Genomic DNA, 19,470 nt, shown 5'->3' on the forward strand with positions numbered 1-19,470 from the left:
AGATGTCAGGGGTGCCGTCGTCACGGCATGGCCTTCCGCGCGGTGGCGAAGCGGGGGCGGTTGTTCAGGTCGGGGTGGTCGGCGGCGTCGGCCCAGCCGCGCTCCTCCGTGAAGATCCACGGGACCTGGCCGCCCTGGGTGTCGGCGTGCTCGATGACGACGACGCCGCCCGGGCGCAGCAGCCGGTGGGCGGTGCGCTCGATGCCGCGGATGGTGTCGAGGCCGTCCTCGCCGGAGAACAGGGCGAGCTGCGGGTCGTGGTCGCGGGCCTCGGGGGCGACGTACTCCCACTCGGTGAGCGGGATGTACGGGGGGTTGCTGACGACGAGGTCGACCTGGCCGTCGAGCTCGGGCAGGGCGGTGAGGGCGTCGCCGTGGTGGAGGGTCACGCGGGAGCCCTCGGTGTTCTTGCGGGCCCAGCCGAGGGCGGTCTCGTCCAGCTCGACGGCGTGCACGCGCGAGCGGGGCACTTCCTGGGCGAGGGCGAGGGCGATGGCGCCGGAGCCGGTGCACAGGTCGACGATCAGGGGCTCGACGACGTCCATGGCCCGTACGGCGTCTATGGCCCAGCCGACGACCGACTCGGTCTCGGGGCGGGGGACGAAGACGCCGGGGCCGACCTGGAGCTCCAGGTAGCGGAAGAAGGCGCGGCCGGTGATGTGCTGGAGGGGCTCCCGGGCCTCGCGGCGGGCGACGGCCTCCCAGTAGCGGGCGTCGAAGTCGGCGTCCGCGACCAGGTGCAGCTCACCCCGCTTGACGCCGTGCACGAAGGCGGCGAGCTCCTCCGCGTCGAAGCGCGGAGAAGGTACGCCGGCGTCGGCCAGCCGCTGAGTGGCTTGCGCCACTTCGGCGAGCAGCAGATTCACAGTGGTCCTCTCGCGTCTTCGAATCGTCGTCTCCCGGCGCCGGGCGGCCCCGCCTGCGGGGTCGTCCGGCGGCCGCGGACGGGCTTCTCGGTCTTCGGTCAGCCCGCGGCGGCGAGCTTGGCGGCGGAGTCGGCGTCCACGCACGCCTGGATCATCGGGTCCAGCTCGCCGTCGAGCACCTGGTCCAAGTTGTACGCCTTGAAGCCGACGCGGTGGTCCGAGATGCGGTTTTCCGGGAAGTTGTACGTCCGGATCTTCTCGGAGCGGTCGACGGTGCGCACCTGGCTGCGGCGGGCGTCGGCGGCCTCGGCCTCGGCCTTCTCCTGGGCCGCGGCGAGCAGCCGCGAGCGCAGGATGCGCAGGGCCTGCTCCTTGTTCTGGAGCTGGCTCTTCTCGTTCTGGCAGGAGGCGACGACGCCGGTCGGCAGGTGGGTGATGCGGACCGCGGAGTCGGTGGTGTTGACGGACTGGCCGCCGGGGCCGGAGGAGCGGTAGACGTCGATGCGCAGATCGTTCATGTTGATCTCGACGTCGACCTCCTCGGCCTCGGGCGTGACGAGCACGCCGGCGGCGGAGGTGTGGATGCGGCCCTGGGACTCGGTGGCCGGCACGCGCTGGACGCGGTGGACTCCGCCCTCGTACTTCAGCCGGGCCCACACGCCCTGGCCGGGCTCGGTGGCGCCGTTGCCGCCCTTGGTCTTCACCGCGACCTGGACGTCCTTGTAGCCGCCGAGCTCGGACTCGGTGGAGTCGATGATCTCGGTCTTCCAGCCGACGCGCTCGGCGTAGCGCAGGTACATGCGCAGCAGGTCGCCGGCGAACAGCGCGGACTCGTCGCCGCCCGCACCGGCCTTGATCTCGAGGATGACGTCCTTGTCGTCGCTGGGGTCGCGCGGGACGAGGAGCAGGCGGAGCTTCTCGGTGAGCTCCTCGCGCTGCTTCTCCAGGTCCTTGACCTCGGCGGCGAAGTCGGGATCGTCGGCGGCGAACTCGCGAGCGGTCTCGATGTCGTCCCCGGCCTGCTTCCAGGAGCGGTAGGTCCCGACGATCGGCGTCAGCTCGGCGTAGCGCTTGTTGAGCTTGCGGGCATTGGCCTGGTCCGCGTGCACGGCGGGGTCGGCGAGCCGCTTCTCGAGGTCGGCGTGCTCGCCGATCAGTTCCTCGACTGCCTCGAACATGGGGTTTCCCTAGCTGCTGGAAGTGACGGGCCTGCTGGACGACAAAGCGCCGGTCCGGTCGCCCTCGCATACGGGAGGGCGACCGAGGACCGGCGCCTGCGGGTCGCTACTTCTTGGCAGCGGCGGCCTTGCCGAAGCGGGCCTCGAAGCGGGCCACGCGGCCACCGGTGTCGAGGATCTTCTGCTTGCCCGTGTAGAACGGGTGGCACTCGGAGCACACGTCGGCACGGATGGTGCCGTCGTTGACGGTGCTACGCGTGGTGAACGAGGCGCCACAGGTGCAGCTGACCTGGGTCTCGACGTACTCCGGGTGGATGTCGCGCTTCAAGGGGTTCTCCTAGGTTCGGGAGGGCTCCGGGTCGTAGAGGCGGGATTGCCTTACGTGAACCGGGGCCGACGGACCAGTTTGCCAGTACTGGCCGCATCCCCCAAAACGGGAGGTCGCGGCCGGTTATTCCCAAGGGTCCCCAAGGGTCACCTGACGACGTCGTCGGCGCCCGTCCTGGTGCCCGCGCCGTCCTTGAGGGCGGACTCCGGAATGGGCTGGTCCGCGCGGAGCGCCGTCCAGATCTCCTCGCTCGCCTCCGTCAACGGAATCACCCGGTTGTGGTCGGCGGGGTCGTCACCCACCGGCAGCGTCACCATGTGCATGTCGCCCGAGCCGATGCCCTTGAGGCCGTTCGCGAAGGAGTACAGCTTGTCGACCGAGGCCAGCTCGCGGTCGGTGGTGAGCGCCTTGGTGGCGGTGTCGGCGATCCCGTAGAGGCGGGTGGGGCTGGTGAAGACGCCGACCTGCTTGACCTGGTCCAGCAGCGCCTTGATGAACGCCTGCTGGAGCTTGATCCGGCCGAGGTCGCTGCCGTCGCCGACCGCCTTGCGGGTGCGCACGAGGCCGAGGGACTGCTCGCCGTTCAGCTTGTGCGTGCCGGCGGCGAGGTCGAGGTGGCTCGACTTGTCGTGGATCGCCTTGGTGGTGGTGACTTCCACGCCGCCCAGCTTGTCGATGAGCTTCTGGAAGCCGGCGAAGTCGACCTCCAGGTAGTGGTCCATACGGATCTGGGTCATCGCCTCGACGGTCTTGACCGCGCACACCGCGCCACCGATGGAGTACGCCTCGTTGAACTGCCCGCGCTTGACCGCCGGGCTGGTCTTGCCCTCGGGGGTCTTGCACTCGGGCCGGGCGACGATGGTGTCGCGCGGGATCGAGACGACGCTGGCCTTCTTGTGACCCGCGTAGACATGGACGATCATCGCCGTGTCGGAGCGGGAGCTGCCCTCGTCCCGTCCGTACTTGCCGTTGTCGCCGGCCCGGGAGTCCGAGCCGAGGACGAGGATGTCCTGCGAGCCGTTGTCGACGTTCTCCGGCCGGTTCTTGCCCAGGGCCGCGTTGATGTCGACGCTGCTGAGGTTCCCGTTGAACTTGTAGTAGAGGAACCCTGCCCCGGCACCGCCCGCGAGGACGACGCCGGTGGCCGTCCAGGCGGCTATTCGCCAGCCCTTGCGGCGGGGGCGGGCCTTGCGACGCCGGCCGCGGGTCCCGCCGGCACGGCGGCGGTGCGAACCCGCTGACGTGCCGCTGCTCTCGTCGGCCATGCGCTCCTCAGTCCTCCACGGTCTCCCGGTATCGCTCCGGCTTGCCCCCCTGCGCTGATTGACGGGGAAGTCTGCGACAGGGTTGCACAGCGGATTCTGAGGACTGCCTTAGAAACGCTCCGCCGGACGGAGCGGCAAGTGATCTCTACTACCCCTCGCCACCTGCGATTTCGGCCAATTGAAAGGCACCGGTTCCGGCCATTGGGGAGCCACTCGCCTGTGGCGCAGATCTCAGAATGTCACAGGAAGATCACGGCGGAGGCCCCCCGTCACCGAGGTGACGAGGGGCCTCCTTGAGCCTGCGCGATTACCGCGATACGGATCAGTCGTTGCCGTTGCCCGAGGAGGGCGTGGTCTTCGCGATCTGCATCAGGAACTCGGCGTTCGACTTGGTCTGCTTCATCTTGTCGAGAAGCAGCTCGATGGCCTGCTGGGAGTCGAGCGCGTGCAGCACCCGGCGCAGCTTCCAGACGATCGCCAGCTCCTCGCCGCCCAGGAGGATCTCCTCCTTGCGCGTACCCGAGGGGTCCACGTCGACGGCCGGGAAGATGCGCTTGTCGGCGAGCTTCCGGTCGAGCTTGAGCTCCATGTTGCCGGTGCCCTTGAACTCCTCGAAGATCACCTCGTCCATGCGCGAGCCGGTCTCGACCAGCGCGGTGGCCAGGATGGTCAGCGAGCCGCCGTCCTCGATGTTGCGCGCGGCACCGAAGAACTTCTTCGGCGGGTAGAGCGCGGTCGAGTCGACACCACCGGACAGGATGCGGCCCGAGGCCGGGGCGGCCAGGTTGTAGGCGCGGCCCAGACGGGTGATCGAGTCCAGCAGGACGACCACGTCGTGACCCAGCTCCACGAGGCGCTTGGCGCGCTCGATGGCCAGCTCGGCGACGGTGGTGTGGTCCTCGGCCGGGCGGTCGAAGGTCGAGGAGATGACCTCGCCCTTGACCGACCGCTGCATGTCGGTGACCTCTTCCGGACGCTCGTCGACCAGGACGACCATCAGGTGGCACTCGGGGTTGTTGGTGGTGATCGCGTTGGCGATCGCCTGCATGATCATGGTCTTACCGGTCTTCGGCGGGGCCACGATCAGACCGCGCTGGCCCTTGCCGATGGGGGCGACCAGATCGATGATCCGGGTCGTCAGAACGCCCGGGTCCGTCTCCAACCGCAGGCGGTCCTGCGGGTAGAGCGGGGTGAGCTTGTTGAACTCGGGGCGCCCGCGGCCGGATTCGGCCGACATGCCGTTGGCCGAGTCAAGGCGCACAAGGGCGTTGAACTTCTCGCGGCGCTCGCCGTCCTTCGGCTGCCGCACCGCACCGGTGACGTGGTCACCCTTGCGCAGGCCGTTCTTGCGGACCTGGGCGAGGGAGACGTAGACGTCGTTCGGGCCCGGCAGGTAACCGGAGGTACGGATGAACGCGTAGTTGTCGAGGATGTCCAGGATGCCCGCGACGGGGATCAGGACGTCGTCCTCGGAGACCTGCGGCTCGTTGCCGAAGTCGTCGCGGCCACGACGGCCACGGCGGTCGCGGTAGCGGCCACGGCGGCCACGGCGGCCACCCTCGAAGTCGTCCTCGTCCTGCGGGCCGCCCTGGCCACCCTGGGCGCCCTGGGGCGCGCCACGGCCGTCGCGCTGCTGGCGGCCGGCGCCCTGCTGGGCATCGTCGCCGCGGTTGCCGCGCTCACGGCGGTCGCGCTGGCCGCGCTCGCCGCGGTCCCCGCGGTCCTGACGGTCGCCGCGCTCGCCGCGCTCACGGCGGTCGCCCTTCTGGCCGCGCTCGCCGCGGTCCTGGCGGTCGCCCTTGGCGGCCTTGCCCTCGGCGGTGTCGACGGCGGTCTCGGCCTTGGCCTCGACGCGCTCCTCGACGCGGGCCTCGGCCTTGACCTCGGTGGCGTCGGGGCTGCCGGCGGGCGCGGTGGCCCGGCGCCGGCGGCGCTCGGCGACCGGCTGCTCGTCTCCCCCGAGCTCTCGGCTTCGCTCGAGCAGGGCGGTGCCCCCACCCGGCTGGCCCGGGATCTCGATCTGCTGCTGGGCGGCAGCCTTCTCGGCGGGCTTGGCCTCGGCCTTCTCGGCCGCCTCACCCGTACGGGCCTTGGAGGTGGCGCGGCGCTTGGGCTTGGTCTCGGCGTCCGCGGAGGGGGCAGCGGTCTCGGCCTTGGCCGGCGCGGCGGAGCCTCCCCCGGCCTGCCTCTCCTTGATGACCTCGATCAGCTGGCCTTTGCGCATCCGCGCGGTGCCCTTGATGCCGAGGCTCGAGGCGAGCTGCTGGAGCTCGGCCAGGACCATGGCGTCGAGGCCGGTGCCCGAGCGGCGCCGCTTGGGGGCGGTGGCAGCACCGGTGGCAGGCGCGGCGGGAGCGTCCGTGGCGGGCGCGGAGGCATTGCCGGTGGCGCCGGCGTTCACGCCCATCAGATCGGTGGTGTCGCTCACGAAGGGGTCCTTCCCTGGAGCGGGCGTCGGCCTGTCTGGCTCGGCGACCGGTTGTGCTGTCCGGCTACGGTCTGGCGGTTGCGGACCGGGCCGGGGCGGTGGTCCGCCGGTACGGCTGGTACGGCGGAAGAATCAGTTCATTGGTCCGGCGTGAAGAATGAGGTGAAGACATGGAGTATCGGCTTCACTCATGTCACCCACGCCGATTCCGGAGCGTGCTCGAAGCTGCTCAGGCAGGCTGCTCAGGCAGTTTGGGAGGCTCCCGGAAGAAAAGCGGCCCCTGATCGGGACACAGAGCACCGAGCCGATGTGGCGTCGAGTGCAGACTTGAGGTTAACACTACCGGATCCCACAAACATTCCCCCTCTCCAAGACCGGCAACCGCTATTTTTCGCGGGGCCGGATTTCGCCCGGATTCCGCTGTCAGGCGAGCGGCAGCACGCTCGTCCCCCCGGCGTCGAGAGCCAGCCGGTTGGCCGCCCACCCCTCGCCCGCCAGTCGTGCGACCTTGTCGGCCGCACCGCTCTCGACCAGCGCGAGGACCGTGGGGCCCGCGCCGGAGATGACCGCGGGGACGCCGTCCGCGCGCAGTCGGTTGACCAGGGCCACGCTCTCCGGCATCGCCGGGGCGCGGTACTCCTGGTGGAGCCGGTCCTCGGTGGCCGCCAGCAGCAGCCCGGGGCGCCTGGTCAGCGCCTCGACCAGCAGTGCGGCCCGGCCGGCGTTGGCCGCCGCGTCCACATGGGGGACGCTGCGCGGCAGCAGCCCGCGGGCGGTCTCGGTCAACACCGGCCGGGACGGGACGAAGACCACCGGAACGATGGAATCCGCAGGGTCCATCCGAATGGCCCGCGCCACTCCGGCGTCCATCCACGCCAGGGTGAAACCGCCCATCAGGCACGCGGCGACGTTGTCGGGGTGTCCCTCGATCTCGGTGGCCAGCTCGAGCAGCGCCGCATCGTCGAGCTTTTCGGCCCCGCCTATGGTGACGGCGCGGGCCGCGACTATCCCCGCGCAGATGGCGGCCGAGGAGGAGCCGAGGCCGCGCCCGTGCGGGATGCGGTTGGCACAGACGACCTCCAGGCCGCGCGGCTGGCCGCCGAGCAGGTCGAAGGCGGTGCGCAGAGCCCGTACGAGGAGATGGCTCTCATCGCGCGGGAGGGTGTCGGCGCCCTCCCCGGCGATGTCGATGTGCAGCCCGGATTCGGCCACCCGGACCACGACGTCGTCGTAGAGCCCCAGCGCGAGGCCCAGGGCGTCGAAGCCGGGGCCGAGGTTTGCGCTGGTGGCAGGGGTGCGCACGCGGACAGCGGCGGCGCGGAACGCGGGACCGGCCATCGCTCGATGACTCTCCTTGGTCTGGCCTTGGTGGGGCGTGCAACGTCCGCAAGGGCCGCGACGGCGACGCCGGAGGTGACGGCGGCGGTCTGCGACGGGGCGGAGTGAGTACAGCCTATCGAAGGAAGGTTCTGCGGCGACATAGGGCGCACGGGAGGCGCACGACGCGTGTCGCCTGCGACGGGCTTGCGGGCGGCGGGGCAGGCGGGCTCGGGGCCGCCCGGTCCCCCGCACCCGGTTGTGGGCAATCGTCCCGCGGGGCTGGGGGCACCTCCCGGCGGTAGCTGGGGGAGGGTGGGCACAACCGGACGGCGTGCCCGCACCCATCCCACCCCACGGGCGGGCACCTGGAAGGTCAGACGAGCCCGAGCTGCTGCGCGGCGGCGACCGCATCCACCGGAACGGTAACCGGCTGGGGCGCCCCCGCAACCGCCCAGTCCGGGTCCTTGAGGCCATTCCCCGTGACCGTACAGACGATCCGCTGCCCGGGGTCGACCAGCCCGAGTTCCGCGGCCTTGAGGAGCCCGGCCACGCTCGCGGCCGACGCGGGCTCGACGAAGACGCCCTCCTGCGAGGCCAACAGCCGGTACGCGGCGAGGATCTGTCGGTCGGTCACCTCGTCGATGAGACCGCCCGATTCGTCGCGCGCCTGCTCGGCGAACTGCCACGAGGCGGGGTTGCCGATGCGGATGGCGGTGGCGATGGTGTGCGGGTCCTTCACGACCTCGCCGCGCACGATCGGCGCCGAACCGGAGGCCTGGAAGCCCCACATGCGGGGGGTGCGGGAGGCGATCCCGTCGGCGGCGTACTCCCGGTATCCGCGCCAGTAGGCGGTGATGTTGCCGGCGTTGCCGACGGGGAGGACGTGGATGTCGGGCGCGTCGCCGAGCGCGTCGACGATCTCGAACGCCGCGGTCTTCTGGCCTTCGATACGCACCGGGTTGACCGAATTGACCAGCGCCACGGGGTACTGCTCGGACAGGCCGCGGGCCAGCGTCAGGCAGTCGTCGAAGTTGCCGTCGACCTGCAGGATGCGGGCGCCGTGGACCAGGGCCTGGCCCATCTTGCCCAGCGCGATCTTGCCCTGCGGGACCAGGACGGCGCAGACCATGCCGGCGCGCACGGCGTAGGCCGCGGCGGAGGCGGAGGTGTTGCCGGTGGAGGCGCAGATGACGGCCTTGGCGCCCTCCTCCTTCGCCCGGGTGATGGCCATGGTCATGCCACGGTCCTTGAAGGAGCCGGTGGGGTTCGCGCCCTCGACCTTGAGGTGGACCTCACAGCCCGTGCGCTCGGAGAGCACCTGCGCGGGGACGAGCGGCGTACCGCCCTCGCGAAGGGTGACCACCGGGGTGTCCGCGGTGACCGGGAGCCGGTCGCGGTACTCCTCGATGATGCCGCGCCACTGGTGGGTACGGGAGGCCGGACGGCCGTTGTTGTCGGACATTGCTTTTGTTACTCCCCTTCAACCCGCATGATGCTCGCGACACCGCGGACCGTATCCAGCTTGCGCAGCGCCTCGACCGTCGCCGAGAGGGCGGCGTCGGCGGCGCGGTGGGTGACCACGACGAGGGAGGCCTCGCCGTCCTTGCCCGTCTGGCGGACGGTGTCGATCGACACCCCGTGCGCGGCGAAGACGGTGGCGACCTGGGCGAGGACACCCGGCTTGTCGGCCACGTCGAGGCTGATGTGGTAGCGCGTGACCACCTCGCCCATGGGGCTCACCGGCAGCCGCGTGTAGGCGGACTCACCGGGGCCGGTGGACTGGGCGAGCTTGTTGCGGCAGACGGCGACGAGGTCGCCGAGGACCGCGGAGGCGGTCGGCGAGCCGCCCGCGCCGGGCCCGTAGAACATCAGCCGGCCGGCCGCCTCGGCCTCCACGAAGACCGCGTTGTACGCCTCGCGCACCGAGGCCAGCGGGTGGCTGAGCGGGATCATCGCCGGGTGCACCCGGGCGGTGACCGACTGCCCGTCGGCGGCCCGCTCGCAGATGGCCAGCAGCTTGATGGTGCAACCCATCTGTTTTGCGGAAGCAAAGTCTGCTGCGGTGACCTCCGTCATGCCCTCGCGATAGACGTCGTCGAGGCGGACGCGGGTGTGGAAGGCGATCCCGGCGAGGATGGCGGCCTTCGCGGCGGCGTCGAAGCCCTCGACGTCGGCGGTCGGGTCGGCCTCGGCGTAGCCCAGCGCGGTGGCCTCGTCCAGCGCCTCGGAGTAGCCGGCGCCGCTGGTGTCCATCTTGTCGAGGATGAAGTTGGTCGTGCCGTTGACGATGCCGAGCACGCGGTTGACCTTGTCGCCGGCGAGCGACTCGCGCAGCGGCCGGACCAGCGGGATGGCGCCGGCGACGGCGGCCTCGTAGTAGAGGTCCCTGCCGTGCTTCTCTGCGGCGGCGTGCAGCGCGGCGCCGTCCTGGGCGAGCAGCGCCTTGTTGGCCGAAACGACGCTTGCGCCGTGCTCGAAGGCCGTGGTGATCAGGGACCGGGCCGGCTCGATGCCGCCGATGACCTCGATCACGACGTCGATGTCGCCGCGCTTGACCAGCGCGGTGGCATCGGTGGTGATGAGCTCCTCGGGCACCCCCGCACGGACCCGGCCGGGCCGGCGGACGGCGATGCCGGCGATCTCGACGGGCGCACCGATGCGGGCCGCGAGGTCGTCGGCGTGCGTCGTCATGATGCGCGTCACCTCAGAGCCGACCACTCCACAGCCCAGCAGCGCCACCTTCAGCGGACGCGTACGCATCATCCGACCCCTGCTTCTCATCGATACAGCCTTATACATCTTGGGTTGTGCACCAGTCTCACTCACTGGACGGGGGATTCCTCCCCCTGTCCAGTATCCGAGACTTGTGTTTCCGTCAGCCGACGTCGAGACGGAGAAGGTCCTCTTCGGTCTCGCGCCGGACGATCACACGGGCCGCGCCGTCGGCCACCGCCACCACCGGCGGGCGCAGCGCGTGGTTGTAGTTGCTGGCCATCGAGCGGCAGTAGGCGCCGGTGGCGGGGACCGCGAGCAGGTCGCCCGGCGCCACGTCGGCGGGGAGGAAGGCGTCCCGCACGACGATGTCGCCGGACTCGCAGTGCTTGCCGACCACGCGCGAGAGCATCGGCGCGGCGGTGGACGTCCGGGAGACCAGCGCGACGGTGTACTCGGCGTCGTAGAGCGCGGTGCGGATGTTGTCCGACATGCCGCCGTCGACGCTGACGTACGTCCGCAGGCCCGGCAGCTCCTTGACCGTGCCCACCTCGTAGAGCGTGAAAGCGGTCGGGCCGACGATGGCGCGCCCCGGCTCGACGGAGATCCGCGGCACGGCGAGGCCCGCGGTCGCGCACTCGCGGGTGACGATCTCGCGCAGGGCGGTGGCGATCTCCTGCGGCTCGCGCGGGTCGTCGTCGGAGGTGTAGGCGATGCCGAGGCCGCCGCCGAGGTCGATCTCGGGCAGTTCGACGCCGTGCTCGTCGCGGACCTCCTTGAGCAGACCGACGACGCGGTGGGCGGCGACCTCGAAGCCGGAGGTGTCGAAGATCTGCGAACCGATGTGGGAGTGGATGCCGACGAGCTCCAGGCCGTCGAGCTTCAGCGCCCGGCGGACGGCCTCGGCGGCCTGCCCGCCGGCGAGCGCGAGGCCGAACTTCTGGTCCTCGTGCGCGGTGGCGATGAACTCGTGGGTGTGGGCCTCGACGCCGACGGTGACCCGGATCTGCACGCGCTGGCGCTTGCCGAGCCGCTCGGCGATGTGCGCGACGCGCACGATCTCCTGGAAGGAGTCGAGGACGATGCGCCCGACGCCGGCCTCGACGGCGCGGGTGATCTCCTCGGCGGACTTGTTGTTGCCGTGCAGGGCGATCCGCTCGGCGGGCATGCCGGCGGCCAGCGCGGTGGCGAGCTCGCCGGCGGAGCAGACGTCGAGGTTGAGTCCCTCCTCGTGCAGCCACCGCACGACGGCGCGGGACAGGAACGCCTTCCCTGCGTAGAACACGTCCGCGTCGGCCCCGAAGGCATCGCGCCAGGCGCGGCAGCGGGCGCGGAAGTCGCTCTCGTCGAGGAAGTAGGCGGGGGTGCCGAACTCCTCGGCGAGGCGGGTCACGGGGATGCCGCCGACGGTGACGACGCCGTCCCCGTCGCGGTCGACCGTGCGCGACCACACCTTCGCATCGAGGGCGTTGAGGTCGGCGGGCGGAGCGGTGTAGTGCCCCTCGGGAAGGACGTCGGCGTAGCGGGGCCCGGCGGGGTGGGCGGAGCGGCTCATGGTGGCGATCCCCTTTTACAGATGTGCGGGTGCGGTGATGCCGAGCTGGTGGAGGCCGTCGGCCAGCACGTTGCCCGTGGCCTCGGCGAGGGCCAGGCGGGCGCGGTGGACGGCCGAGGGTTTCTCGTCACCGCGGGGCAGGACGGCACAGCCCGTCTGCCACTTCAGGAAGGCGCCGGCGATCCGGTCGAGGTGCCGGGCGAGGCGCTCGGGGTCACGGGCGGCGGTGATGCGGGAGTGGTCGGCGAGGGCGGCGAGAAGCGTCGCCGACGCCGTGTGCTCGTACTCGGCCGGCTCGGCCGCCTCGGAGCGGAACCCCAGGTCACGAGCGTTACGCAGCAGCCCCTGCGTACGGGCATGGGCGTAGCGCACGCGGAAGAGGGGGTTGCTGTCGCGCTGGACGAGGAGCTCGGCGCGGCCTGCGCCGGCGGGCCACAGCAGGCTCCAGCGGGCGGCGTCGGAGCCGAGCCGGGCGAGGAGCGCGGGGTCCGGGGCGGGCAGCGGGAGCGGCTCGCCGGCGCCGGGCGGTGCGCTCAGCAGCTCCCGTACGAGCTGAACGTACGAGATCCCCTCAAGAGTGATGTTGAGGAACCCGGGCCCGGCGATGTCGACCCGGGCGATCCCCGGCTCCGCGGCCAGCCGCTTGCGGAGCACCTCGGCGACCTCGCCGGCGGGCCGGCCGGTGTCCTGGGACACGCGCAGGGCGACATTGGTGGCGTAGTCCCCGCACCCGGGGCGGGGCGGGACCCGCACGGTGACCCGCGTGGGCACGGCGGCGGGCAGCTCGTCGGCCTCGACGGCGCAGTGCACGGCGTGCAGCACGGTGCGGGAGAGATCGGCCGGGGTCACGGGGCCAAGCCTAGGGGAGAGGGGTGGGGCCGGGGCGAATGGGTTTCGCCGACCGAGACGGCGAAGACGTCACCGGGTCCCCTGCGAAGGAACGGAGCGAAGGTGAAGACGTACGGGCCCGGGGGGGCGGACTACTCGCTCCCCCGAAAAACATCCACCCCGACATCCACCCCGACATCCGCCCCACAAACGGACTGAACCCCGCGCACGGCCCCTGCATCCCCGGGGGCCGAGGCCCCCGGCATCCCGTCGCCCCGCTCCCCCTTGCGGTGCCGCATGAGCCTGCGGACGACCCGGACCATCTCGACCGGCTCGAACGGCTTCGCCAGAAACGCATCGACCCCGGCGGAACGACCGCCCTCGACCTCCAGCTGTGTGCAGGCGCTGATGATCGCGATCGGTATGTCATGCGTACGGGCATCGGCCCGGAGGCGGGCGGCGGTGTTCAGCCCGTCGAGCCGGGGCATGACGACATCCAGCGTCACCACATCAGGACGCACGCGGTGCACGATCTCCAGACACTCGGCACCATCGGCCGCGGTCACGACCTCGAAGCCTTCGAGCTCGAGGTTGACCCTGATCAGCTGCCGGATGACCTTGTTGTCGTCGACGACAAGGACCCGGCCGGACAAGCCAGGCACACCCCGAGAGTAAGCGCGCCCGCCACGCTGCGTCCGGGTTTTCCCCACTTCCACCCCGTGCGGGCGAGCTTTCCCCGACCGCCCCGCACTCCCCCACCCCGTGCGCTACCCCCGGCCCCCGGCCCCGGCCCGGAACCCCGCCGAACGACGTTGCGGATCACCCATCCGAAGCTGGTAATGTTCTACCCGTCACCGCACGACGCGGACGACACGCCCCCGTAGCTCAGGGGATAGAGCAACGGCCTCCGGAGCCGTGTGCGCAGGTTCGAATCCTGCCGGGGGCACTTCGCAGAGAGCAGCACCGCAAGGCGGCTGACCTGCAGAAGTGCCAAGCATGAAGGCCTGGACCCAGTCCCACTGGATCCAGGCCTTTGTCGTTGCCTGCCGCTGTTCACGCGTGAGTGGCGAGTGAGTTTTCAGGCGGCCGTCACAGCCTGCTGCTCGCCTCCGGGTCCGAGTCCCAGCCCATCGTCTCTTCGATCTTCCGGTTGTTGGCCTCCTCGCTTTCGTCTATGCAGCCGGCGTAGTTCCTGTGGATGACCTCGGGCGAGTTGCCGGCCCTCCGGGCCACCTCGGCCACCGGTAGCCCGGAGCGCAGCCAGTTGGTGATGCAGGTCGACCGGAGGTCGTACGGGCGCCGGGCGAGCGGCGAGTCCGCCTTCTCCGGCGGCAGCGCGAGTTCCCGGGCCTCCTGCCAGACACGCCAGTAGCTGGAGCTCCCCACAAGCCCCCCTCGCTCGTTCGCGAAGAACCGGCCGTCGGGGGCAAAGCCGAACTCGGCGACGTGCTCCCGGAGGAGCCATACCAGGATGGGCGGAATGGGTGTCGTGCGATCCGCATCGACGTCCCGCGACTTGAGTCCCCGAGCGTCGTGACGCTCGCCGGAATCCGTCCAGCTCTTCCCTGCAACCGGCCGGGTCTCCTTGGGCGTGATCGTTCCCCAGCCCGTCCTGGGGAGGAAGCACTGTGGTTCTCTCAGAGCGACTGCCTCGGCCGGCCGCGTGGCCCCGTAGAGAATGCAGCCGTAGAAGGGCACAAGCCGTCGGCCACGGTTCCGGTGAACGGATCCGACATACGAGACAGCCGTCAGCAACTGCCGCCCCTGCACTTCATTCACCAGCACTCGCGGATCAACCGCACCGCTGCGTGAAGGCCCCGTACGCTTCATTCCCACCAGGGGATTGGCGTCCAAGTATCCCTCTTGCACGGCATATTCCATGGCGGTGTTGAACCCCCGCCTCCGGCGCTTGTACGTCTCGGCCGCCGCCGAGGTGCCGTCCAGCTTGAACGAGAGCCGGTAATGAACGTCCCTGACCACCCTCGATTCCAGCAAAGCCGAGAGCGGAAGAGATTGCTCGGCAAGCCACTCACAGGTGGAACGCAGTTCCCGCGGGGGCCCCTCATCCCCATGTGCGGGAACGACAGCCCAGCGCATCGCCAACCGCACCAGCTCCGGCTCCGGGGCACCAGCGCCCTCCCCCGCCATGGCCAAGGCCACCGTGGCAAGGCTGTCCGCCAGCCCTTCCCGCGTCTTCGCAGCTGCAGTCCGCCATCGGGAAACCATGTACTCACGCGAGAAGTCCCACCAGTTCGGATCCGGGCGGACATTCGCCTTCTCAGCCGCGGCCCGCAACTCGGACTCGGGCAGACCACTGTCAGCGTCGAACGCCTCGCCCCGTCTCATCGCCTGCCACAGTTCCGAACGGCGACTGTCGGCGAGCGCAACCGTGGCAAAGCTGGCTGTCATCACCTTCCCCGCCACGATCCAACGCAGCTGATAGGGCGCTTTTTTGCTATTGACCTTGCTCACCTTCCACAGACGAACGTCCGTAGAGAGGGTGGTCTCGCCGGCATCCGCAGGATCAGCGCTGCTCGTGGAACTCTGCAGGCTTCTCCCCCGCCGGTCGATCACGCAGCATCCTCCCTGTCTGCGAGCCACCGATTGAACTCGGAACGCCGTATGCGCACCGATCCGTTCGGAAGCTTGATCGACTTGGGACCCTTCCTCAGCTGCCGCCAGCGGTAGAAGGTGGACCTGGATACGCCGGGCAGTTCATTCAGTACTTGGGGAATGGTCAAGAGTTCGTCGCGGGGCTTGGCCACAACTTCTCCTTGGACGAGAGGTCAGAAAGGTGGAACGCCTGCAGGCGACGAGCTGGCGGTATTGCCGAACGACACCCTTGGCGTGCGATATTCGGCCCGGCTCCCTTCCGGGAAATCCGCAACATCCGCCACACCGCAACATTGCTGGTCAGCGGCTTGTGTTTGTGGCGGATGGCGGTTGTGTTGCGGATAGGTGCCGCCGCGCGAGCGCGCGGCGGCACCGGTGAGCCCGGGCTTGGTCAGCCAGCGACTTTGAGCGGACGCGTGTCGGTTTCCGCGATCGTGTGGCGGATGCCGGAGGGCGAATCCGCCACGCATTCACCCCCGCTGACCTGCGGTGTTGCGGACGTTGCGGCTGTTGCGGATTCTCCGGGGGGAGGGGGGCAGTACCGCTCCCACGCGTCCGAGAGATCCTCCGCGTAGTAGCCCTTCGGGGTCTCGGAGCCGACCCGGATGCTGCGCGGTCTGATCGGCTTGTTCGCCGGTGTGACGTACTGCCCGAGCAGCTTCGACAGGATGCGGGAGGTGATGGGCTTGTCGTCCAGGTCGCCCCAGGGCGCGTCATCCAGGGCCAGCAGGTGCTTGAGGATGACGGCGGTGGGCATGCGATCGGCGCCCTTGAAGACCTGGTCGCGCAGATCGGTCAGGAGGCGGACGCCGAGGGAGGCCTCGGTGTTGTCCTGCGCGGCGTGCACCAGCTCCAGACACGCGGCGCGCGCTCGCTCCGGCCAGTGGCCGCCGGCCGCGTCGGCGACGGCCAGCAGAGGCTCCCAGACGTCCGCGGGCCGGTCGGCCACCCCTTCCGGCATGACTGGCCACGCGTCGGTGACGTGGTCTTTGACCGTGTCGGCCCAGGCTGCGAGCCGCTCGCGCAGGGCGTGGCCTTCCGGCTTGTTGATGCGCTCGCGGTAGGGCTCGACCTTCTCGTTGGGGGCGCGCTTGCGCATGCGGATGATGACGGAGCGGGTCAGGATCGTGTCGGGCAGGGAGCCCAGTCCGCCCATGGCGACCGCGCAGTACGAGGGGAAGCCCTGCACCGTCTGGTTGGCGCCGTCGCCCACGCACCGGTACATGAGCCGGCCGCGCCGGTGTCCGGCGTTCAGGAACCCGCGAAGCTGCTCGTTCTCCCCGGCCTTGGGGCCGAACACCGTGTCGATCTCATCGAAGAGGATCGTGGGGCGTTTTCCGTCGACGCCGGAGACGGCACGGAAGAGCGCGGCGGGTGATGCGTCCACGGCGGCCATGTGGTTGGGCACCAGGGTTTCCATGATCTCCAGTGCGCGGGACTTGCCCGAGCCCGGTTCCGGGGACAGGAACGCGATGCGCGGGGTGGAGTCGAAGGAGTCGAGCAGGTGGGCGTGGGCGTCCCACAAGGTCACGGCGACGTAGGCGCCTTCGCTGGGGAAGATGTTGAAGCGCCGATGGAACGCTTCGACCTCATCGAGCAGCGCGGCACCGTCCGCGGGCGGCGTTTCGGGGGTGGGGGTGGTCATCCGGCCTTCCTCCTTCCGCCGTGGCGGAGCGGGCAGCTGCCGCGGTGGGCCGTGTGCTCCTCGATCAGCGCGAGAACCTTGCCGTGACCGACGACCTGGTGGTCCCGGCCGCATACGCAGGTCGACTTGGCGCTCGGGACGGCGCCTTGGAGTGCGCGGATGTGCAGCCAGGCCACGGGGACGCGTCCGTCGCCACGCGGCGGGGTGCTCGGGTGCTGGTCGGCGGGAAGGGCTGAAAGGACGCCCTGACGGGCGGCCTTTCCCTGGCCGCACTCCGAAGCCGGGGGCGCGGTCGTGTCGGCGGAGTCCGGTTCGGTGGTGGTGGGGTGGCGTTTGGGGTGGCGGGGAGGCGGGGTGGGGGTCATGCCGTCTCCCGGGGCCGGCAGGTTCGGGCGGAGTAGGCCAGGGCATCGCGGATCGTCGCGCTGCACTCGGCCGCCGGCAGTCCCACGGACTCCCCCGCCGCCCCAAACGCCTCTTCGACCACGTCGCGGGGGATATCGCCCCAGACCACGAAGCGCCCCATGGCGATCGTCCGGGCCAACAGCAGCTTGTGCCGCTCCCCCTTCCGGGCCGCCCGGACGGTCGCCACCTCCCGCTCCAGAGCCACCTCCGCCCGACGTGTGGCCCGGGCGGAGATCCGCAGAGCGGCAAGCGGCTTGGGCGGCTGGGGGCGGGGGTCGAGCTGGTGCAGCAGCCAGCCAGGAAGTTCCGCCACGGGCCCGTCGTTCACGGTCTCGTACGTGCCCTGGCTGGTGGCGCTGCCTGCGGCGACGATGTTGCCGCCCCACGCGCGCGTGTCGATGTTCGGCGCCACGGTCTTCGTCGTGCTGGGCAACCGGGCACCGGCGGGGGCGTGGAAGTACAGGTGGAGGCCTGCGCTGGGCGTCCGCACCGTGTAGGTGCCCGGCCAAGACTGCCCGGCGCGCTCGCAGAGCGCCTGAAAAGACGTCGCGCCGCAAGGCGCGTCCGAACCATCCTTGCCCTTCGGGACGTCCAGGTCGACGACGAGCAGGCCGGAGGGCCCGGTCGCGATGCCGACGTTGAACGCCCCCGCAGCCCAGGCACGGCGGATCCGGTCGGGGTCGGTGGTGGCGCGCTGCTCCCACTTGCGGTGCTCGCCGGCGCATTCGCCGGCCTTGGGGCAGGAGCGTTCGCCGTGCAGCGCGGAGCCTTTGGCGCCGGGGCGGAGCGGGTGGACGTACCAGCCGCGGACAGCGGCGGCCAGGGCGGCGGAGAGCAGGTGTACTCGCCGCAGGGTGCTGGGATGCGTCATGCTGGATGCCTCCAACAGGTCTGTTGTGGACTGGTTGGCCGGGGCGACCGCGTGTCTTTGGCGAGATCGGGCGGTCGCCCCGGGCGTTGCTAGGCGATATCCAGGGCGAGCTGCGACGCGAGGGGGCCTGCGGTTTCGGGTGCGTCGGCGGCGAGCAGTGCGCGGTAGGCGTGGACGGCCTGATGGATGATCACGCCATTACCGAGGATCTTGAGCTGATCGGAGCGGGACAGACCCAGGTCGGCGCCAGTCACCCAGCCGGGGGCGGCGCCCATCATCCACTCGACGAACGCCGGGGACAGGCGGCGGTTGCCCTTGGTGCCGGGCTCGGTCGGCTCGGGCGCCGGGCGCCCCAGGACGGTCTCCCAGCGGCGGATGGCCGGCCCGTAGTCGGTGCCGTTGGGGGCCACCCACCGCCCGTCCAGACGGACGGCCTGGCGGGGGAGGTAGTAGTTCCCGGTGCTGTCGCGCTGGCTGGGCCCGCCGTGCGGCCCGTCGGACGCCTTGGGAGTGGCCAGCAAGTTGACCACCACCTCGTTCAGCGGGCGGGAGTTGGTTCCCAGGAGATTGGAGGCGCCGGACTTCCAGTCGCGTGCTGCGGGGGTGGGCAGCAGCGTCACGGCGGTACGCAGGTTCATGCCGCCCTTACGCTTGGGGGACGTCCCGGGACCGCCGGTCCCGTCGGCGGCAGCCGGAGTGGGCAGCAGGCTCAACCGCCCGTCGGGGGCAGCAAGAAGACCACTTCGTCCTCCAGCGTCGGCCCGTGCCCGCCCGCCTTGCGTTTGTCCGGGTGCTGAGGCCCCCCGTTGCGGCCCAACTGGGAGGTGGGGGTCTTCAGCAGCGGGATACGCGACGGCGAACCAGCGGTCGCGCCGGTGGCAGGCCCCGACTCCGGGATCTCCAGCGCGTAAGCACATCCACCGTGCGTCGTACCCGCACGCGGCCAGGTCCGCGGCGACGACGTCGAGTCCTCGGCTGCGGATGGCGGCGACGTTTTCCAGGCACACCAGGCGGGGTCGAAGATGGCGAATGGCCTGGGCGATGACTTTCCACAGTCCTGAGCGGTCACCGGCGATTCCTCCCCGAGGTCCGGCGTTGGAGATGTCCTGGCAGGGAAAGCCCGCGGTCAGCGCCGCCGGGCGCGGCTGCGAGGCGGACAGCGCCGGCCAGTCGACCGCCGTGATATCCCCCAGGTTGCGGGCCCGGGGCAGGCGGGCGGCCAGCAGCCGGGACGCAGCCGGGTCCTTCTCGGCGACCACAACCGTGGACAGCCCCGTGACAGCTTCGACGGCCAGGTCCAGAGCACCGGACCCGGTACACAGACTGATGTTGCCGCCCTCCGGCAACGCGGCAGGGTGGTAGGTCATGCTGGATGCCTCCAACAGGTCTGTAGTGGACTGGTTGGCCGGGGCGACCGCGTGTCTTTGGCGAGATCGGGCGGTCGCCCCGGGCATGG

Annotated in this window: 17 protein-coding genes, 1 tRNA gene and 1 pseudogene; 1 reads left to right on the forward strand and 18 read right to left on the reverse strand. The window is 70.7% G+C overall.

The annotated features are described in order from the left end of the window. Positions 1–20 precede the first annotated feature (20 nt). From prmC to IE241_RS14690, 11 genes are all read right to left on the reverse strand, one after another. Positions 21–866: a peptide chain release factor N(5)-glutamine methyltransferase gene (gene prmC / locus IE241_RS14640; protein ID WP_190022138.1), complete on the reverse strand. Its 846-nt coding sequence runs from the start codon at positions 864–866 to the stop codon at positions 21–23. 98 nt (positions 867–964) lie between these two features. After that, the gene (gene prfA / locus IE241_RS14645; RefSeq protein WP_190022139.1) at positions 965–2,044 is read right to left on the reverse strand and encodes a peptide chain release factor 1; all 1,080 of its coding nucleotides are present in this window, start codon (positions 2,042–2,044) and stop codon (positions 965–967) included. 106 nt (positions 2,045–2,150) lie between these two features. Continuing rightward, complete coding sequence (rpmE, locus tag IE241_RS14650; protein ID WP_168091417.1) at positions 2,151–2,372, reverse strand: 50S ribosomal protein L31; 222 nt, start codon at positions 2,370–2,372, stop codon at positions 2,151–2,153. Positions 2,373–2,518: 146 nt separating this feature from the next. Further along, a complete protein-coding gene (locus IE241_RS14655) occupies positions 2,519–3,637 on the reverse strand; it encodes an LCP family protein (protein ID WP_190022140.1) in 1,119 nt (372 codons plus the stop codon). A gap of 322 nt (positions 3,638–3,959) precedes the next feature. Then, positions 3,960–6,065, reverse strand: coding sequence for a transcription termination factor Rho (rho, locus tag IE241_RS14660; protein ID WP_190022141.1), 2,106 nt, complete (start codon positions 6,063–6,065; stop codon positions 3,960–3,962). Positions 6,066–6,488: 423 nt separating this feature from the next. Next, entirely contained in the window at positions 6,489–7,403 is a 915-nt protein-coding gene (thrB, locus tag IE241_RS14665) for a homoserine kinase (protein ID WP_058046281.1), read from the reverse strand. A gap of 355 nt (positions 7,404–7,758) precedes the next feature. Next, positions 7,759–8,847: a threonine synthase gene (gene thrC / locus IE241_RS14670; RefSeq protein WP_190022142.1), complete on the reverse strand. Its 1,089-nt coding sequence runs from the start codon at positions 8,845–8,847 to the stop codon at positions 7,759–7,761. A gap of 8 nt (positions 8,848–8,855) precedes the next feature. Next, entirely contained in the window at positions 8,856–10,148 is a 1,293-nt protein-coding gene (locus IE241_RS14675; protein WP_190022143.1) for a homoserine dehydrogenase, read from the reverse strand. A 112-nt stretch (positions 10,149–10,260) separates the two neighbouring features. Continuing rightward, the gene (gene lysA / locus IE241_RS14680) at positions 10,261–11,652 is read right to left on the reverse strand and encodes a diaminopimelate decarboxylase (RefSeq protein WP_190022144.1); all 1,392 of its coding nucleotides are present in this window, start codon (positions 11,650–11,652) and stop codon (positions 10,261–10,263) included. A gap of 15 nt (positions 11,653–11,667) precedes the next feature. After that, positions 11,668–12,501, reverse strand: a complete 834-nt coding sequence (gene nrtL / locus IE241_RS14685; protein WP_190022145.1) for an ArgS-related anticodon-binding protein NrtL — start codon at positions 12,499–12,501, stop codon at positions 11,668–11,670. A gap of 131 nt (positions 12,502–12,632) precedes the next feature. Further along, the gene (locus IE241_RS14690) at positions 12,633–13,190 is read right to left on the reverse strand and encodes a response regulator (RefSeq protein ID WP_190022146.1); all 558 of its coding nucleotides are present in this window, start codon (positions 13,188–13,190) and stop codon (positions 12,633–12,635) included. Positions 13,191–13,354: 164 nt separating this feature from the next. Between IE241_RS14690 and IE241_RS14695 the strand changes: the two genes are divergently transcribed. Next, a tRNA-Arg gene (locus IE241_RS14695) sits at positions 13,355–13,426 on the forward strand. 143 nt (positions 13,427–13,569) lie between these two features. Here the strand turns inward: IE241_RS14695 and IE241_RS14700 are convergent. The 7 genes and pseudogenes from IE241_RS14700 to IE241_RS34795 all read right to left on the reverse strand — a co-directional run. Beyond that, entirely contained in the window at positions 13,570–15,054 is a 1,485-nt protein-coding gene (locus IE241_RS14700) for a tyrosine-type recombinase/integrase (RefSeq protein ID WP_373300671.1), read from the reverse strand. Further along, positions 15,051–15,245 carry a helix-turn-helix transcriptional regulator gene (locus IE241_RS14705; RefSeq protein WP_190022147.1) on the reverse strand — a complete coding sequence of 65 codons (195 nt, stop codon included), beginning with the start codon at positions 15,243–15,245 and terminating at the stop codon, positions 15,051–15,053. The genes IE241_RS14700 and IE241_RS14705 overlap by 4 nt, the downstream gene beginning before the upstream one ends. A 239-nt stretch (positions 15,246–15,484) precedes the next feature. Next, entirely contained in the window at positions 15,485–16,738 is a 1,254-nt protein-coding gene (locus IE241_RS14710; protein ID WP_190022148.1) for a DUF3631 domain-containing protein, read from the reverse strand. After that, positions 16,735–17,103: a hypothetical protein gene (locus IE241_RS34175; RefSeq protein WP_229899241.1), complete on the reverse strand. Its 369-nt coding sequence runs from the start codon at positions 17,101–17,103 to the stop codon at positions 16,735–16,737. The genes IE241_RS14710 and IE241_RS34175 overlap by 4 nt, the downstream gene beginning before the upstream one ends. Then, a complete protein-coding gene (locus tag IE241_RS14720) occupies positions 17,100–18,014 on the reverse strand; it encodes a bifunctional DNA primase/polymerase (protein ID WP_190022149.1) in 915 nt (304 codons plus the stop codon). The genes IE241_RS34175 and IE241_RS14720 overlap by 4 nt, the downstream gene beginning before the upstream one ends. Before the next feature lie 89 nt (positions 18,015–18,103). Next, positions 18,104–18,652, reverse strand: coding sequence for a hypothetical protein (locus IE241_RS34790; RefSeq protein WP_308433692.1), 549 nt, complete (start codon positions 18,650–18,652; stop codon positions 18,104–18,106). Between the two features lie 258 nt (positions 18,653–18,910). Continuing rightward, positions 18,911–19,468 (reverse strand): annotated as a pseudogene (locus tag IE241_RS34795) (DNA cytosine methyltransferase); the annotation flags it as partial. Between the last annotated feature and the right edge of the window lie 2 nt (positions 19,469–19,470).

This window comes from Streptomyces hiroshimensis, from assembly GCF_014650335.1.
Lineage (GTDB): Bacteria > Actinomycetota > Actinomycetes > Streptomycetales > Streptomycetaceae > Streptomyces > Streptomyces hiroshimensis.

Excerpts from the sequence above, each read along its gene's own strand:
- prfA (WP_190022139.1), bottom strand. The coding sequence starts at position 2,044 with ATGTTCGAGGCAGTCGAGGAACTGATCGGCGAGCACGCCGACCTCGAG.
- IE241_RS14655 (WP_190022140.1), bottom strand. The coding sequence starts at position 3,637 with ATGGCCGACGAGAGCAGCGGCACGTCAGCGGGTTCGCACCGCCGCCGT.
- thrB (WP_058046281.1), bottom strand. The coding sequence starts at position 7,403 with ATGGCCGGTCCCGCGTTCCGCGCCGCCGCTGTCCGCGTGCGCACCCCT.
- thrC (WP_190022142.1), bottom strand. The coding sequence starts at position 8,847 with ATGTCCGACAACAACGGCCGTCCGGCCTCCCGTACCCACCAGTGGCGC.
- IE241_RS14675 (WP_190022143.1), bottom strand. The coding sequence starts at position 10,148 with ATGATGCGTACGCGTCCGCTGAAGGTGGCGCTGCTGGGCTGTGGAGTG.
- lysA (WP_190022144.1), bottom strand. The coding sequence starts at position 11,652 with ATGAGCCGCTCCGCCCACCCCGCCGGGCCCCGCTACGCCGACGTCCTT.
- IE241_RS14710 (WP_190022148.1), bottom strand. The coding sequence starts at position 16,738 with ATGACCACCCCCACCCCCGAAACGCCGCCCGCGGACGGTGCCGCGCTG.
- IE241_RS34175 (WP_229899241.1), bottom strand. The coding sequence starts at position 17,103 with ATGACCCCCACCCCGCCTCCCCGCCACCCCAAACGCCACCCCACCACC.
- IE241_RS14720 (WP_190022149.1), bottom strand. The coding sequence starts at position 18,014 with ATGACGCATCCCAGCACCCTGCGGCGAGTACACCTGCTCTCCGCCGCC.
- IE241_RS34790 (WP_308433692.1), bottom strand. The coding sequence starts at position 18,652 with ATGAACCTGCGTACCGCCGTGACGCTGCTGCCCACCCCCGCAGCACGC.